15 protein-coding genes are annotated in these 13,616 nt (G+C 47.7%); 12 read left to right on the top strand and 3 right to left on the bottom strand.

All coding sequences use genetic code 11. The features are described from left to right. The first annotated feature begins 6 nt into the window (after window positions 1-6). The 3 genes from ACXAJH_RS13125 (at window position 7) to ACXAJH_RS13115 (ending at window position 1,600) form a co-directional block, all read left to right on the top strand. Entirely contained in the window at window positions 7-474 is a 468-nt protein-coding gene (locus tag ACXAJH_RS13125; RefSeq protein ID WP_474994197.1) for a nucleoside deaminase, read from the top strand. Between the two features lie 2 nt (window positions 475-476). After that, complete coding sequence (locus tag ACXAJH_RS13120; RefSeq protein WP_474967586.1) at window positions 477-848, top strand: DnaJ family domain-containing protein; 372 nt, start codon at window positions 477-479, stop codon at window positions 846-848. 86 nt (window positions 849-934) lie between these two features. Beyond that, window positions 935-1,600 carry an SOS response-associated peptidase gene (locus ACXAJH_RS13115; protein ID WP_474991227.1) on the top strand — a complete coding sequence of 222 codons (666 nt, stop codon included), beginning with the start codon at window positions 935-937 and terminating at the stop codon, window positions 1,598-1,600. 68 nt (window positions 1,601-1,668) lie between these two features. Here ACXAJH_RS13115 and ACXAJH_RS13110 read toward each other — a convergent pair whose 3' ends face one another. Next, window positions 1,669-3,060, bottom strand: coding sequence for an alanine/glycine:cation symporter family protein (locus ACXAJH_RS13110; protein ID WP_474994195.1), 1,392 nt, complete (start codon window positions 3,058-3,060; stop codon window positions 1,669-1,671). A gap of 220 nt (window positions 3,061-3,280) precedes the next feature. Here ACXAJH_RS13110 and ACXAJH_RS13105 point away from each other — a divergent pair, with 220 nt between their 5' ends. Genes ACXAJH_RS13105 through ACXAJH_RS13095 form a run of 3 tightly spaced genes read left to right on the top strand, consistent with a single transcriptional unit; the run spans window position 3,281 to window position 4,939 of the window. Beyond that, entirely contained in the window at window positions 3,281-3,748 is a 468-nt protein-coding gene (locus ACXAJH_RS13105) for a low molecular weight protein-tyrosine-phosphatase (RefSeq protein ID WP_474967589.1), read from the top strand. A 12-nt stretch (window positions 3,749-3,760) separates the two neighbouring features. Then, complete coding sequence (locus tag ACXAJH_RS13100; RefSeq protein ID WP_027956162.1) at window positions 3,761-4,087, top strand: hypothetical protein; 327 nt, start codon at window positions 3,761-3,763, stop codon at window positions 4,085-4,087. Between the two features lie 21 nt (window positions 4,088-4,108). Next, window positions 4,109-4,939, top strand: a complete 831-nt coding sequence (locus ACXAJH_RS13095) for a YihY/virulence factor BrkB family protein (protein ID WP_474967590.1) — start codon at window positions 4,109-4,111, stop codon at window positions 4,937-4,939. 202 nt (window positions 4,940-5,141) lie between these two features. Here the strand turns inward: ACXAJH_RS13095 and ACXAJH_RS13090 are convergent, their stop codons facing one another. After that, entirely contained in the window at window positions 5,142-6,995 is a 1,854-nt protein-coding gene (locus ACXAJH_RS13090) for a heavy metal translocating P-type ATPase (RefSeq protein ID WP_474970353.1), read from the bottom strand. 297 nt (window positions 6,996-7,292) lie between these two features. Here ACXAJH_RS13090 and ACXAJH_RS13085 point away from each other — a divergent pair, with 297 nt between their 5' ends. The 6 genes from ACXAJH_RS13085 (at window position 7,293) to ACXAJH_RS13060 (ending at window position 12,337) form a co-directional block, all read left to right on the top strand. Further along, window positions 7,293-8,174 (top strand): transporter substrate-binding domain-containing protein, encoded by an 882-nt coding sequence (locus tag ACXAJH_RS13085; protein WP_474967591.1) that lies wholly within the window; start codon window positions 7,293-7,295, stop codon window positions 8,172-8,174. Between the two features lie 10 nt (window positions 8,175-8,184). Beyond that, the gene (locus ACXAJH_RS13080) at window positions 8,185-8,877 is read left to right on the top strand and encodes an amino acid ABC transporter permease (protein WP_474967592.1); all 693 of its coding nucleotides are present in this window, start codon (window positions 8,185-8,187) and stop codon (window positions 8,875-8,877) included. A gap of 152 nt (window positions 8,878-9,029) precedes the next feature. Beyond that, entirely contained in the window at window positions 9,030-9,794 is a 765-nt protein-coding gene (locus tag ACXAJH_RS13075) for a metal ABC transporter ATP-binding protein (protein WP_027956157.1), read from the top strand. Between the two features lie 14 nt (window positions 9,795-9,808). Continuing rightward, window positions 9,809-10,666 carry a metal ABC transporter permease gene (locus tag ACXAJH_RS13070; RefSeq protein ID WP_027956156.1) on the top strand — a complete coding sequence of 286 codons (858 nt, stop codon included), beginning with the start codon at window positions 9,809-9,811 and terminating at the stop codon, window positions 10,664-10,666. Beyond that, window positions 10,663-11,073, top strand: coding sequence for a Fur family transcriptional regulator (locus ACXAJH_RS13065; protein WP_474967593.1), 411 nt, complete (start codon window positions 10,663-10,665; stop codon window positions 11,071-11,073). Before ACXAJH_RS13070 ends, ACXAJH_RS13065 begins: the two co-directional genes overlap by 4 nt. 127 nt (window positions 11,074-11,200) lie before the next feature. Continuing rightward, window positions 11,201-12,337, top strand: a complete 1,137-nt coding sequence (locus ACXAJH_RS13060; RefSeq protein WP_474994193.1) for a metal ABC transporter solute-binding protein, Zn/Mn family — start codon at window positions 11,201-11,203, stop codon at window positions 12,335-12,337. Between the two features lie 15 nt (window positions 12,338-12,352). Here the strand turns inward: ACXAJH_RS13060 and ACXAJH_RS13055 are convergent, their stop codons facing one another. After that, on the bottom strand, window positions 12,353-13,531 hold the full coding sequence (locus ACXAJH_RS13055; protein WP_474967595.1) for an MFS transporter: 1,179 nt from the start codon (window positions 13,529-13,531) through the stop codon (window positions 12,353-12,355). Window positions 13,532-13,616 lie beyond the last annotated feature (85 nt).

The raw sequence follows: 13,616 nt of genomic DNA, 5'->3' as shown, positions 1-13,616 counted from the left end.
AACGCTATGAATTCATTATCTAAACGTGCACTGGAACTCGCCTGTGAAAATGTAGAAGCGGGCGGTCATCCCTTTGGAGCTGTTCTGGTTTCTGCCGGGGAGGTAATAGCCGAAGGGGTCAATGAACTGCACAAACATCCTGATGTGAGCGGCCATGCTGAAATGCTGGCGATAAGACGGGCCCAGCAGCAAAGAGGTTCGGTCGATTTAAGTGATTGTGTCCTTTATGCCAGTGGTGAACCTTGTTCGATGTGTCTGACGGCCATTTATTTTTCCGGTATTCAGACGGTCGTCTATTCTCAATCTGTGGAAGAAGCGGCAGAGGCTGGTCTTTCTCTTTCTGGTGAAGTCTATGCCCAGATCGCCCAGCCGAAGGAATCGAGGAAGATCACCTATGCATACGAGCCGGTAGAAGACCAGGAGATGAATGCGATGCGGCTGTATGCGGAAAAATCAGTGGAACAGGGGCGTTGACGGTGGATTATGCACATCTTGTTGAAGAGAAAATCAAGCAGGCCTTGAAAGATGGGGATTTCGATCATCTGCCCGGTCACGGGAAACCCCTTCCCAAAGACGAATTCGCACACCTCCCGGAGGAAGTAAGGAACAGCTATCGGATCTTGAAAAATGCCAACATGCTGCCGGAGGAAATGGTGCTCAAAAAGGAAATCAGTGAGCTTGAGGATATTCTCGCGGAAATCAAAGACCCTCAGTTATCGGCGCACTACAAAAAGAAGATCACTGAAAAGCAGATCCGGTTCGACATTCTCATGGAAAAGCGAAAATGGAGTGAATCCTCCGCTTTTCAGAAGTACCAACGGAAAATCGACAATAAATTCGGATTTTAATTCAATAGTTTTCCATGATGCAGCACGAACAGGCTGGGTATTGAAGGATCGGGAAACCTTTATACTGGAAAAAAGGAGGATGCCCGATGTGTGGAAGGTATACACTTTTAGCTGAAGAAGCGGAGGTCCTTAGAGAGTTCGGCATTTCCCAACCGATTCATGGTTATGAGCCAAGATACAATATCGCCCCAGGACAGCAGGTACTGGCTGTGATTCATGACGGCAGAGAAAAGCGGGCCGGTTTCATGAAGTGGGGGCTTGTTCCATCCTGGTCGAAAGACCCGAAAATCGGCTATAAGATGATCAATGCCAGAAGTGAAACCGCTCATGAGAAGCCGAGTTACCGGAAGCTGATGAGCAGGAAACGATGCTTGATTATAGCGGACAGCTTTTATGAATGGAAAAAAACCGGGAGTGGGAAGCAGCCGCTTCGGATTCAACCAGAAGACAGGACACTGTTTGCTTTTGCCGGCTTATGGGATCAATGGAAAGGCGCCGGTGACCCCCTCTATACGTGTACCATACTGACTCAGGAAGCAAATGAGGACGTGGCTCCTGTGCACGACCGCATGCCGGTCATTCTTCCACAGGACCAGCAGGACGGGTGGATTACACCTGTGCAGTGGGAGGCACATCAGGCGAAAGAATACCTGGATCAGCTTACGATGGATGATTTATCGATGTATGAAGTCAGTACACATGTGAATTCAGCCAAAAATGAAGACGAGGCGTGCATACGGCCGCTGACATAAAACAGCCCGAAGCAGGATCTGCTTCGGGCTTCAAGTTGTTGAGAAAGGGTGACTGTACGCAGACGGCATTATCCGACCTGGCGTTGTTCTTTCTCCTGCTGTTTTTCCTGTTTCGCTACTTTCAGGAACTTGTTCGTCTCGGCCGCTACGACCCCGGATAACAGGAGCAGGCCGATCAAGTTCGGGAAGGCCATTAATCCGTTCATTACATCAGCGAAGACCCATACGGTGCTCAGCTGAGAAACGGATCCCACGAGAACAAACGCTACAAATACAATTTTGTACAAACCGATGAAGCGCTGGTTTGTTAAATAACCGAAGCATTTTTCTCCGTAATAGGACCAGCCCACGATCGTGGAGAAAGCAAAGAAAATCAAACCGATGGTAACAACATAAGCCCCGAATTCACCCAGGAAAAGCTCAAAGGATGCAGAGGTCAGATCCGCGCCGTCAAGTCCGTCCTGGTACTGACCGGCCATGACGATGGTCAGCCCAGTCATTGTACAAACGATAATGGTGTCAATAAAGACCTGGGTCATTGATACGAGCGCCTGACGTCCGGCATAGTCGGTTCTTGCTGCAGCGGCTGCAATGGGTGCGGATCCAAGTCCGGCTTCATTGGAGAATACGCCCCGGGCAACCCCGTAACGGATCACGCTTCCGAGAATACCGCCGCCCACGGCGTTAGCTGTGAAGGCATCCGAGAAGATGGTCCCAAAGGCCGGCAGGATCAAATCGGCATTAAGCACAAGAATAATTAAGGCCCCAATTACATAAAAAACGGCCATAACTGGGACGAACAAGGCTGTGACACGACCAATACTCTTGATTCCCCCGAGGAGAACCAGTCCCGCGAGAAGCGTCAGTACAATTCCCGTCACCCATGGAGAGATGTTGAAGGTCCCCTCAACAACGTCTGAAACGGAGTTGGACTGCACCATATTTCCGATTCCAAATGCAGCGACGGCCCCGAAGAGGGCAAATAAAATGCCGAGCGGTTTTCCGAGCCATTTGGTTTTTAAGCCGCGGGACAGATAGTACATGGGGCCGCCGGACATCTGTCCGTCTTTTCCTTCAATTCGATATTTAACGGCAAGGACGGCTTCCGCGTATTTCGTCGCCATTCCGAAGACCGCTGTAATCCACATCCAGAAAACGGCTCCCGGTCCGCCAAGCACGACTGCTGTCGCCACCCCGGCGATGTTCCCGGTACCGATGGTTGCCGCAAGCGCGGTCGTCAAAGCCTGATAGTGGGAAATATCCCCTTTTTCACCCGGCTTTTTCTTTTTGTCCGGTTTAAAAGCGAGCCTCAGTGCATAAGGCAGTGTTTTAAACTGGAGAAAACCGAGTCGTAAAGTCAAATAAACCCCTGTACCTACCAGCAGAATCAGCAGGACGGGGCCCCAGACCAGACCACTCAGTTCACTTAAAAAACTATGAAGTGCACTCTGTTCTCCCATTGTCATCCCCCTTAAAGATAAAAAAAGATAAAAACATTCCATGTATAAAATATTCCGAAAATTCAGAGCGTCTGTCAACCTCTTTTTATAAAATGGTGTCGAAAAGCGGTTCAGGGAGAGACGTAAAGGGAATGAAATGGAAGAATAGTTGCACCAGGCAGGATTATGTGTCACCTTATAGAATTAGTACAGTTAGAAATACTATGATGGAGGAACCAACATGATACGAGTTTTATTTGTTTGTCTCGGCAACATCTGCAGGTCGCCGATGGCTGAAGCGGTCTTCAGGAACCTGGTGGAAAAAGAAAACCTCAGCGATCGGATATCTGTAGATTCCGCAGGGACCGGTCATTGGCATACGGGGTCACAGCCTCATGAGGGAACACAGGACATTTTAGATAGGAATAATGTCTCCTATGAAGGCATGACCGCTCGTCAGGTCAGGGAAACGGACTGGGATGAGTTCGACTACCTTGTTGCCATGGACCAGAAAAATCTTCAGGATCTTCACAGCATCCGGCAGAAAGATGGAGTCACTGTGACCAAGCTGATGGACTATCTTCCGCAGTTGGATGTGGATGAAGTGCCCGACCCGTACTACACAGGGAATTTCGATTACGTTTATGACCTTGTCCAGCAGGGATGTGCCGAACTGCTGGCCTCGATAAAAAAAGAATATAAACTTTGAGGAGGAAGAAACATGGGACAGACATTATGGAAGGGAATTCTGATCGGTGCTGCGGCAGGTGCTGCAGCTGCCTTGATTGATAAAGATACACGCACAATGGTTGGCCGGAAATCGAAAGCCGCCGGATCCAAGTGCCGTCAGATTGCTGCAAGTCCGTCAGAAGCTGTTCACTCTCTGCGGGTAAGCTATGAATCGTTTTCCAAGCAGTTGAACAAAGGAGTCGAAGATCTTCTTGAATTATTAGACAAGGCAGAGAGTATGCTAAATAAAGTAGGGGAAATCAATCAGGAGGTCAACGACCAGTTGAGAGCTGCGGACAATTCCGACAACGCTTCCTGATTTCAGGAGTGATGGAATATCATGAAAGTCATCAAGAATTTCTTCCGGGAACTTTTCACCCGGTTCGGGGAGGATGATGTAGGCGGCATGGCTGCCCAGCTTGCCTACTTCTTTCTGTTATCATTATTTCCATTTATGATATTCCTGCTCACGCTTCTAGGGTATCTACATATTGATGAACAGCGCGTTCTCACATTCGTAAGTGCGTATGCTCCTGCAGATACGTTCGAGATCATTACGGAAAACGTCACCTCCCTGTTTTCAGATGAAAACGGAAGCCTGTTATCCATTGGGCTGATAGGAACACTTTGGGCTGCATCGAACGGAGTCAATGCGATTATGCGTGCCTTTAACAGAGCCCACAGCGTGAAGGAGAGCCGGTCCTTTATCGTTTCAAGAATGATCGCCATCGTCTTGACCATCGCTATGGTCGTTGTCATCGGGATCGCTTTTCTGCTTCCGGTAGCGGGGCAGGCCATCGGAGTTCATTTGTTTTCTTATTTCGGTTTATCCGAAAGCTTTATCGGCTTATGGAATGGACTGCGCTGGGTCATTTCCTCGGTCATTTTCTATGTCGTTCTTTCCTTCCTTTATGTAACGGCCCCGAATAAGCGGTTGAAATACAGGGATACCGTAGGAGGAGCCGTTTTTGCTACCATCAGCTGGCAGCTTGTATCGCTGTTGTTCTCCTTTTATGTGAGCAATCTGGGAAACTTCTCAGCGATGTATGGAAGTCTTGGAGGGGTGATCGTCCTGATGATCTGGCTTTATCTTTCCGGGATCGTCATTATTCTCGGTGGTGAGATCAATGCCATGGCCTACCACCGCAGGACAGAAGATACATGGGGATGAAAAGAAGCTGTCGGGGTTACACCCGACAGCTTTTTTTACAGGCATTCTGCTGAATTTGTCTTATCATCGTTTCGTTTCAGGGCCGTATAAAACGCTCGCAGCTCTTATCTTTTGTAAATGATCCAGTCAGAAAAGGAGCATGGATATGAAGAGGAGCGTTCGGCTGTAATGCCTCCAGGAACAGCGCTGGCTGTTTACATTTTTAATTTTTCAAGAGGCGGAGTCCGTTCAGGATGACAAGAATCGTGCTTCCTTCATGGCCGATGACGCCAAGCGGAAGATCCAGCCACTGGAGAAAGTTACTCATGATCAGCAGCATAATGACGGTGATAGAAAAAATGACGTTCTGTTTAATAATCCGGTTCATGCGTTTGGAAAGTTCCATGGCACGCGCGATTTTCGGAAGATCATTTTTCATAAGGACAACATCAGCTGTCTCTAAGGCGACATCTGTACCTTCTCCCATAGCAACTCCTACATCAGCCTCTGCCAGTGCCGGAGCATCATTAATGCCGTCTCCGACCATAGCGACGTGAGGGAAGTGCTGTTTCAACCGCTTGATTTCCTCCAGCTTTTGATCAGGAAGACATTCGGAAATGTATTGGTCCAGTCCTGCTTCTCGAGCAATGGCCTCCGCTGTGGCAGCATTATCTCCAGTCAGCATAATTGTATAAATCCCCTGATCCTTCAGTATCTGTACCGCCCGTTTCGTATCCTCTCTTACCGTATCCTTCAAGGCAAGAAGGGCCGAAACGAGCCCGTTCCGTTTTACGAAGATGACGGTCTTCCCTTCAGCAGCTAATGTGGAAAACAATCCTCCCTCAAAACTGGAGCAGTCGTCCCGTCCAATGAAATCGGCTTTTCCAATCGCCCATTCCTCACCTTTGTACCAGCCGCTTACACCGTTACCGCTGTGATTTTTTACGTCCTCAACGTTTACAAAAGGAACTTTCTGCCCGGCGGCAAAGGTCACGACGGCTTTTGCGAGAGGATGGTTGGATTGCTGCTCAATGGATGCTGCCACAGATAACAGGTCATCAGCGGCCTCTTTGTCCGTGGTGACGAAATCCGTTACGACCGGCTGCCCTTTTGTGAGGGTCCCGGTTTTATCAAAGGCGAAAGCTTTGATGGAGGACAAGTGTTCAAGGTGGACGCCGCCTTTGAATAGTATCCCCTGACGTGCCCCATTGGTAATAGCTGAAAGGGTGGCGGGCATAATAGAGGCGACCAGTGCGCATGGGGAGGCGACCACAAGCAGAATCATCGCCCTGTACAAAGTTTCCATCCAGGTCCATCCAAATAAGAAGTGCGGCAGAAACATCATGACAGCTACTGCTCCAAGCACAGCTTTGACATACGTGCTTTCAAACCGTTCGATAAACAGCTGGGAAGGCGATTTTTCGCTTTGTGCGTTTTGAACCATGGTAATGATTTTCTGGAATAAGGTTTCCTTTGACTCTTTTGTCACTTCTACAAGCAGGCTTCCATCGATATTCATCGTACCTGCAAAGACCTCGTGATCCATTCCCTTGGAAGCAGGCATGGACTCTCCTGTGATCGTGCTTTCATCCAAAGTGGATGTTCCTTCAGAAATGACTCCGTCAGCCGGAACACGTTCCCCTGGCTTCACACGAATGACATCTCCGACGGTTAATCGTTCTACAGGCACCCATTGTTGATGTCCATTTGTAACAAGCAGCGCCTGCTCCGGCTGCAGGTTCATGAGGGAGGAGATTTCCTTATGGCTCTTATTCATCGTATAGGTTTCCATAGCTCCGCTTAAAGAAAAAATGAAAATCAGGATGGCACCTTCAGTCCAGTAACCGATGGAGGCCGATCCAACAGCGGCCAGGATCATCAGCAGCTCTACATTCAATGACCGGTCTTCCAGCGTTTCTTCTAATCCCTCTTTCGCCTTGGCAAATCCACCAATGATAAAGGCGGAAAGGTACAAAGTGATGTACACAGGGGGAGACCAGTAGTTTTCTCCTATCCAGGCAGAAAGCAGAAGCATACCACTGACAAGAGCGGCAATCAGTTCGGCGTGCTCTTTCATATGTCCTGGGAATTTCAGTTCCTTCCAATGTTTCGGGTAAGGAAACGTGCGGGTTTCATTCACTTGATTCTCAGCTCCTTTTACATAATTGAAAATGAAAGTCATTCACAATTAATTATAAGATTTATTATTTTATAATCATTATAATCTGAGTATGGTATTATCATAGCACACTGGACGGAAAAGTCCACAAAAAATTTCCCAGCCGATAAAAATGGACAGCACAGTTGATTTGACAGGTGTCAAGTTGCTATATTAAACAGGTGACACGAATAAAAATGGAGGGTGGAAAGAACGATGCGCAAAGCTTTTATACTTATGAGCATGTTACTGCTGGCTGTGATTGTGGCTGCTTGTGGATCAAGTGAAGACACAGGGGACAGTGGTTCAAATAATGGAAGCGAAGAAGCTTCTGACAGTAAGTGGAGTGAAATTCAGGAAGAAGGAGAAATCGTCGTCGGGACATCCGGCACACTTTTCCCGGCTTCCTACTACCCGGAAGGCTCCGATGAAATGACCGGGTATGATGTGGAGATCATGCGCGAAGTCGCCGACCGCCTTGGTCTTGAATTGAAATTTGAGGAATATGGTGTCGATGGACTGCTTTCTGCGATTAACAGCGGCCGGATTGATGCCGTTATTAATGATATGGAAGTTACGAAGGAGCGCCAAAAACAATTTACGTTCAGTGAACCTTACAAATACTCCTATTCCACGATGATTGTGCGGGAGTCTGATTTGTCCGGCATTGAAAAACTGGAGGACCTTGAAGGCAAGACCCATGGTGGTGGAGCGACAACGGTATTCTCCCAGATTGCGGAACATTTCGGTGCGGATACGAAAACATACGGAAATGTCACCAATGATGTCTACCTTCGTGATGTGGAGAATGGAAACACAGACTTCATTATCAATGACTACTATTTACAGTCCCTGGCCCTGCAGGCTTTAACAGATATTGAAGTTCAGCTTCATCCAGATTTGAAATTCCATCCGACGAACTCAGCTATTGTGATGCCGAAAGAAGCAGAAACAATGAAAGAGGAAATGGATGCCGTACTGGCTGAAATGAAGGAAGATGGAACATTAACAGAATTGTCCGAAGAGTTCTTCGGCGGCCAGGATGCTTCGAAGGAACCGGAAGAGGATATCCGCGAAATCGAAGGCCTGGATTTATAAGGGTTAGGAAATGTTTGGCATTGAAGTAAACGAAATACAAGTCGAGAAACTCTTTAATGCAGAGCGGGCCTGGTCCAACCTTCCTTTTATCCTGGAAGGTGTGCCTCTTACTTTATTAGTAGCAGTCATTGGAATGGCCATCGGTCTCATTCTTGGTTTTTTCCTGGCATTGGCACGTGGGTCCAGTCGTATCTGGCTCCGATGGCCGGCGAGGTTTTATATTTCCTTCATGAGAGGAACGCCTATCCTCGTTTATTTATTTGTCCTTTATTTCGGACTGCCGGTTGTAGGATTGAAACTGCCGGCAACGACGGCTGCCATTATCGGATTCGGAACCAACAGTGCTGCTTATATTGCTGAAATCAACCGGGCTTCCTTAAACAGTGTGTCCAACGGGCAGTGGGAGTCCGCCCGTGCTCTTGGATTTACGTACTGGCAGACGATACGCAGGATTATTATGCCGCAGGCGACGAGGATCGCCATTCCACCATTAGGAAATGTGTTTCTTGATTTGTTGAAGGCCACCTCACTTGCAGCCATGATCTCCGTTCCGGAAATTTTGAATAAAGCACAGATTGCAGCAGGACGGACAGTGGATTCCATGACCATGTATATTACAGCAGCATTGATCTACTGGCCGCTGACGATGATTTTCTCAGCACTGCAGGATTATCTGGAAAGAAGAAACAACCGGTATTTATAATATTCAAAGACCAGTGCAGGGTTCCCTGTCCTGGTCTTTTGCTTTACATAAAGAAAAATAGGGTACTTCTCTCTTGATTCCTCAGGCAACCTCCTATATGATAGGGAAAGAATTTTAAATCGTAATGATTATTATCTTGAGAGGGATGGACCATGAGTGAACAAACCATTGTAAAGTTGGACAATGTCTCCTTTAAATATGAGAGAGAAACGGTCGTTCAGGATGTAGATCTTGAGATTAAATCAGGCCAGTTCCTTGGACTGGTCGGACCTAACGGATCAGGGAAGTCGACGCTCATTAAATTGATGCTCGGACTCGAGAAGCCTGATAAAGGAACGATCCAGTTGTTCGGCAGACCACTGAAACAGTATAAAGACTGGCAGGAAATCGGTTTTGTCTCCCAAAAGGCGAACAGTTTCAATTCCGGATTCCCCGCAACAGTTCTGGAGGTCGTAAAGACCGGTCTCGTATCGAGGATAGGCACGTTTAAATTTTTCAATAAAAAACATAAAGAGAAAGCGATGGATGCTCTGCGCACAGTGGAGATGGAAGAATACGCGCATGCCGGCATTGGTGATCTTTCCGGCGGTCAGCAGCAGCGTGTGTTCATAGCAAGAGCTCTTGTCAGTGATCCATCATTGATGATTCTGGACGAGCCCACCGTCGGAGTCGATGCTAAGCATGTCACCGAATTTTATGACCTGCTCGGCAGATTGAACAAGGAGCGGGGCATTACGCTGCTGATGATCAGCCATGATATTGGAACGATTACAGACCATGCCACCCATGTGGTGTGCATGAACAAGACGGTCCATTTCCATGGACAGTCGGAGGAATACAAGGAATTCAGTGAAGAGGATTTGAATCAGCTTTATGGATACGCCGTTCAGCAGCTGACTCACAATCACAGTCACTAAGGAGGAAAAAGAGCGTGCTTGAAAGTTTTATGCAATTTGAGTTTTTACAGAATGCAGCGATTACAGGTCTTTTGATTGGCATTGTCGCTCCTCTCCTTGGAGTGTTCATAGTCGTACGACGCTTATCGTTGATTGCTGACGCCTTGTCCCACATCACACTGACAGGGATTGCGGCCAGTCTTCTATTGGAAAAGAGAGTATCATCCATCGATGACTGGAACCCGGTTTATATGGGCATGGCGTTTTCTGTAGCCGGTGCCATTTTGATTGAACGGTTGAGAAAAGTATATAAACACTACGAAGAACTGGCGATCCCTATTATTTTATCCGGAGGGATTGGACTTGGTGTCATTTTGATTTCCCTGGCGGACGGATTTAATACGGACTTGTTCAGTTACTTGTTCGGAAGTGTTACAGCGGTAAGCCGCGACAGTATGTGGACGGTATTATTGGTAACCGTGATCGTTATTTTTATCGTTATTTTCTTTTATAAGGAATTGTTCGTTCTATCGTTTGATGAGGAACATGCGTCGGTATCAGGGGTGAACGGCCGTTGGATTCATTTATTATTTATTGTTATGGTGGCGCTTGTGATTGCTTCCGCCATGCAGGTCGTCGGCATTCTGCTCGTATCAGCGCTGATGACGCTGCCTGTGGCTTCCGCACTCCGGATTGCCACAAGCTTTAAGCAGACGATCGGGCTTTCCATCGCGTTTGGGGAAGTCTCTGTCATGGTCGGGCTGTACTCCTCCTACCACCTGAGCGTACCTCCGGGTGGAACGATTGTCGTCATGGCCATCTTGATTCTGGTAATGTCTATTATTTATAAAAATGTTAGAAACCAGCAATGGATAAAGGGTGAGGCTTCATGAATGTGGAAACAGCATTGCAGAGATTGAAGGAAAAGGGATATAAGCGAACCAAGCAGCGCGAACGTATGCTGAAGATTTTTTCTGGTCAGGACCAGTATATTGCGGCTAAGGAAATTCTTAAGGAATTTCAGGGATATTTCCCGAGCGTCAGTTATGATACGATCTATCGGAACCTTTATATGCTGACGGAGGTTGATATTCTGGAGTCGACAGAACTGGGGGGCGAAAAGCATTTCCGCCTCAGCTGTGATACGGACGGCCACCATCATCATTTCATCTGCACAGACTGTGGAAAAACTAAATCCATCGCCTTTTGTCCGATGGAAAACGTGCATGAGAATTTGAAAGGCTATGATATTGAAAACCATAAGTTTGAAATTTATGGCAAATGTCCGCGGTGTCATTAAACAGATGGGAAAGGGTGTCTTCACAGGCATCCTTTCCTTTATTGATTAAAAGGTAATGGTTACTGTTTACAAACCGTAATGATTACGCTAAGATTTGGGCAGAACAAGTTGGAGAGGACGAAATCATATGAAGAAATTTGGTATATTATCGTTTTTATTAACAGCAGTTTTTCTTCTCAGTGCCTGTGGAAGTGAAGAAACTTCAGGGGATGGGAAGGAAGGAGAAGAGAGCGGGGACACTCTCAAGGTGTATACAACAGTTTACCCGCTTCAATTTTTCACCAGTGAAATCGGGGGAGACACGGTAGATGTGGAAACGATCCTTCCGCCAGGGTCTGACGCGCACACGTACGAACCTACAACAAAAGAAATGGTGGATATGGCCGGGGCCGATTTGTTCGTTTACAACGGAGCAGGCCTTGAAGGGTACGCCCAGAAAATCTCTGAAGCTTTGAAACCTGAGGGGACAACCGTGTTGGAAGCGGCCGGCGATATGGACCTGCAAGAGCGTGTTCATGATCATGGAGCGGAAGACAGCCATGAAGGTGAGACAGCGGAAGAACATGCTGAGCATGACCACAACCATGAGGGAGAAACAGAAGAAGAGCATGCCGGGCATGACCACAGTCATGAGAGCGAAACAGAAGAAGAGCATGCCGGGCATGAACACAGTCATGAGGGCGAAACAGAGGAAGAGCACGCGGAGCATGAAGACAGCCACGAAGGACATGATCATGGGGAGAATGATCCGCACGTCTGGCTCGACCCGGTTCGATCCATTGAACTCGCTGAAGGTATTAAAGAGCAGCTTATTGAGTTGAATCCTGAAAAGGAAGACCTGTATGAAGAAAACTTCGAGGCCTTAAAAGGAAAACTTACAGCGTTGGACGAGCAGTTTCATAAACAAGTGGAATCACAGCCGAAAGACAAAATCATCGTTTCTCATGCGGCCTACGGCTACTGGGAGGAAGCTTACGGCATCGACCAGATTGCAGTGTCCGGACTGAGTCCGACGAATGAACCTTCCCAGAAAGACTTGGAGGAAATCATTGAACTGGCAGAGGAAGAGGAGCTCCGCTACGTGATTTTTGAACAAAATGTCACTCCTAAAGTATCAAAAGTCATTCAGGATGAAATCGGTGCAGAGCCTCTACAGTTCCATAATCTTGCTGTGTTGACGGAAGAAGATGTAGAGAATGGAGAAGATTACTTCTCCTTGATGGAACAAAATCTGGAAGTGCTTTATAAAGCACTCGCAGAATAAACAAACAGGCAGCTCTTAGGATGGGGCTGCCTGTTTTTTCTCTAACGGAAGAGGTTTGTACAAGAATATCGCTGTCAGAACGACAACCAACAGGGATACGATGACATAAAAGAATGAAAGGTCCGGCCACAGGTCCAGAACGAATCCTGATAAGAATGGACCTAGAATACTTCCGATACTGAAAGACATCCCGCAGAGAATGTTTCCCGCGGGAAGGAGTTCCTTAGGTAGAAGGTCGGTCATATAGGAAATCCCCAAGGAAAAGAGAGAGCCCACAAAAAGCCCGCCTAAGGCGAAGGAGGCAAAAAGCCAAGGGATCGATCCTTCAAAAGCTGCAGCGAGCAGAAAGGCGGCAATGCCTCCCGTCACGACCGTTATTATCACTTTCTTTCTCCCAATATGGTCACTTAATATGCCTAGAGGAATCTGCGAAAATAAACTGGCCGCAGCAAAGGAAGGGATGATGAACGATAACATGTTCACATCGTGTCCGATCCGCATGCCGTACACGGGGAAAATCCCATGCAGGGTGGCTTCCAGAAAGCCATAGGCAAGAGGCGGCAAAAAGGCCGGCCATGCCAGACGGATACTCCGGCCGAAACGTTTCCATGAACTTGTCCCATAAGCAGTGGCCTGCTCGGTTGGCGGCTTTTCGCTGCGAACGCGCAGGAGCAGCAGCCACACCATGAAACTTAAGAAGGAAGACAGGAGAAACGGAACGAAAATCCCGAATTCCAACAGGTTGGTCATTAATGGACCAAGGGTGAATCCGACACTGAAAAACAAACCATAATAGGCAATGCTGCGCCCTCGGTTCTGCGGGTCCGAGGAAGCGGTGATCCATGTCTGGGTACCGAAGTGGAGAATCTGGTCACCGATTCCGACAGCTACCCGGAGCATAAACCAGAACCACAGCGCCTGCCAGAAAGGAAAGAGCGCGAGTGAAACGAATACGAGCGCTCCCCCGAACAGTATGATGGCTTTGTAGCCGAACCGACGGAGTGGTTTTTCCATAAAAGGGGACGATAATAAAATTCCTATGTAAAGCCCCGTTGCATGTATCCCGTTCACAGAAGACGAAATCCCGTTCTGCTCAAGGATGACCGCGATGAGGGGGAGAAGCATGCCTTGGGAAAAGCCCGATATGGTGACAAGACCGATTAAAATCCAAAACCTGGTGCGATTAGAAACCATAGTCATCCTCCTGTTCTACACGCTTATCGTATCGGAAAAGGTGTCAAACAGGCAAGGTCGGGCGGAAAGACGGTGTGGTTTCTTT

This window comes from Halobacillus sp. ABD4_316, from assembly GCF_056161385.1.
Note: the sequence above shows the minus strand (reverse complement) of the source record. Positions and strands in the feature narration are given on the sequence as shown.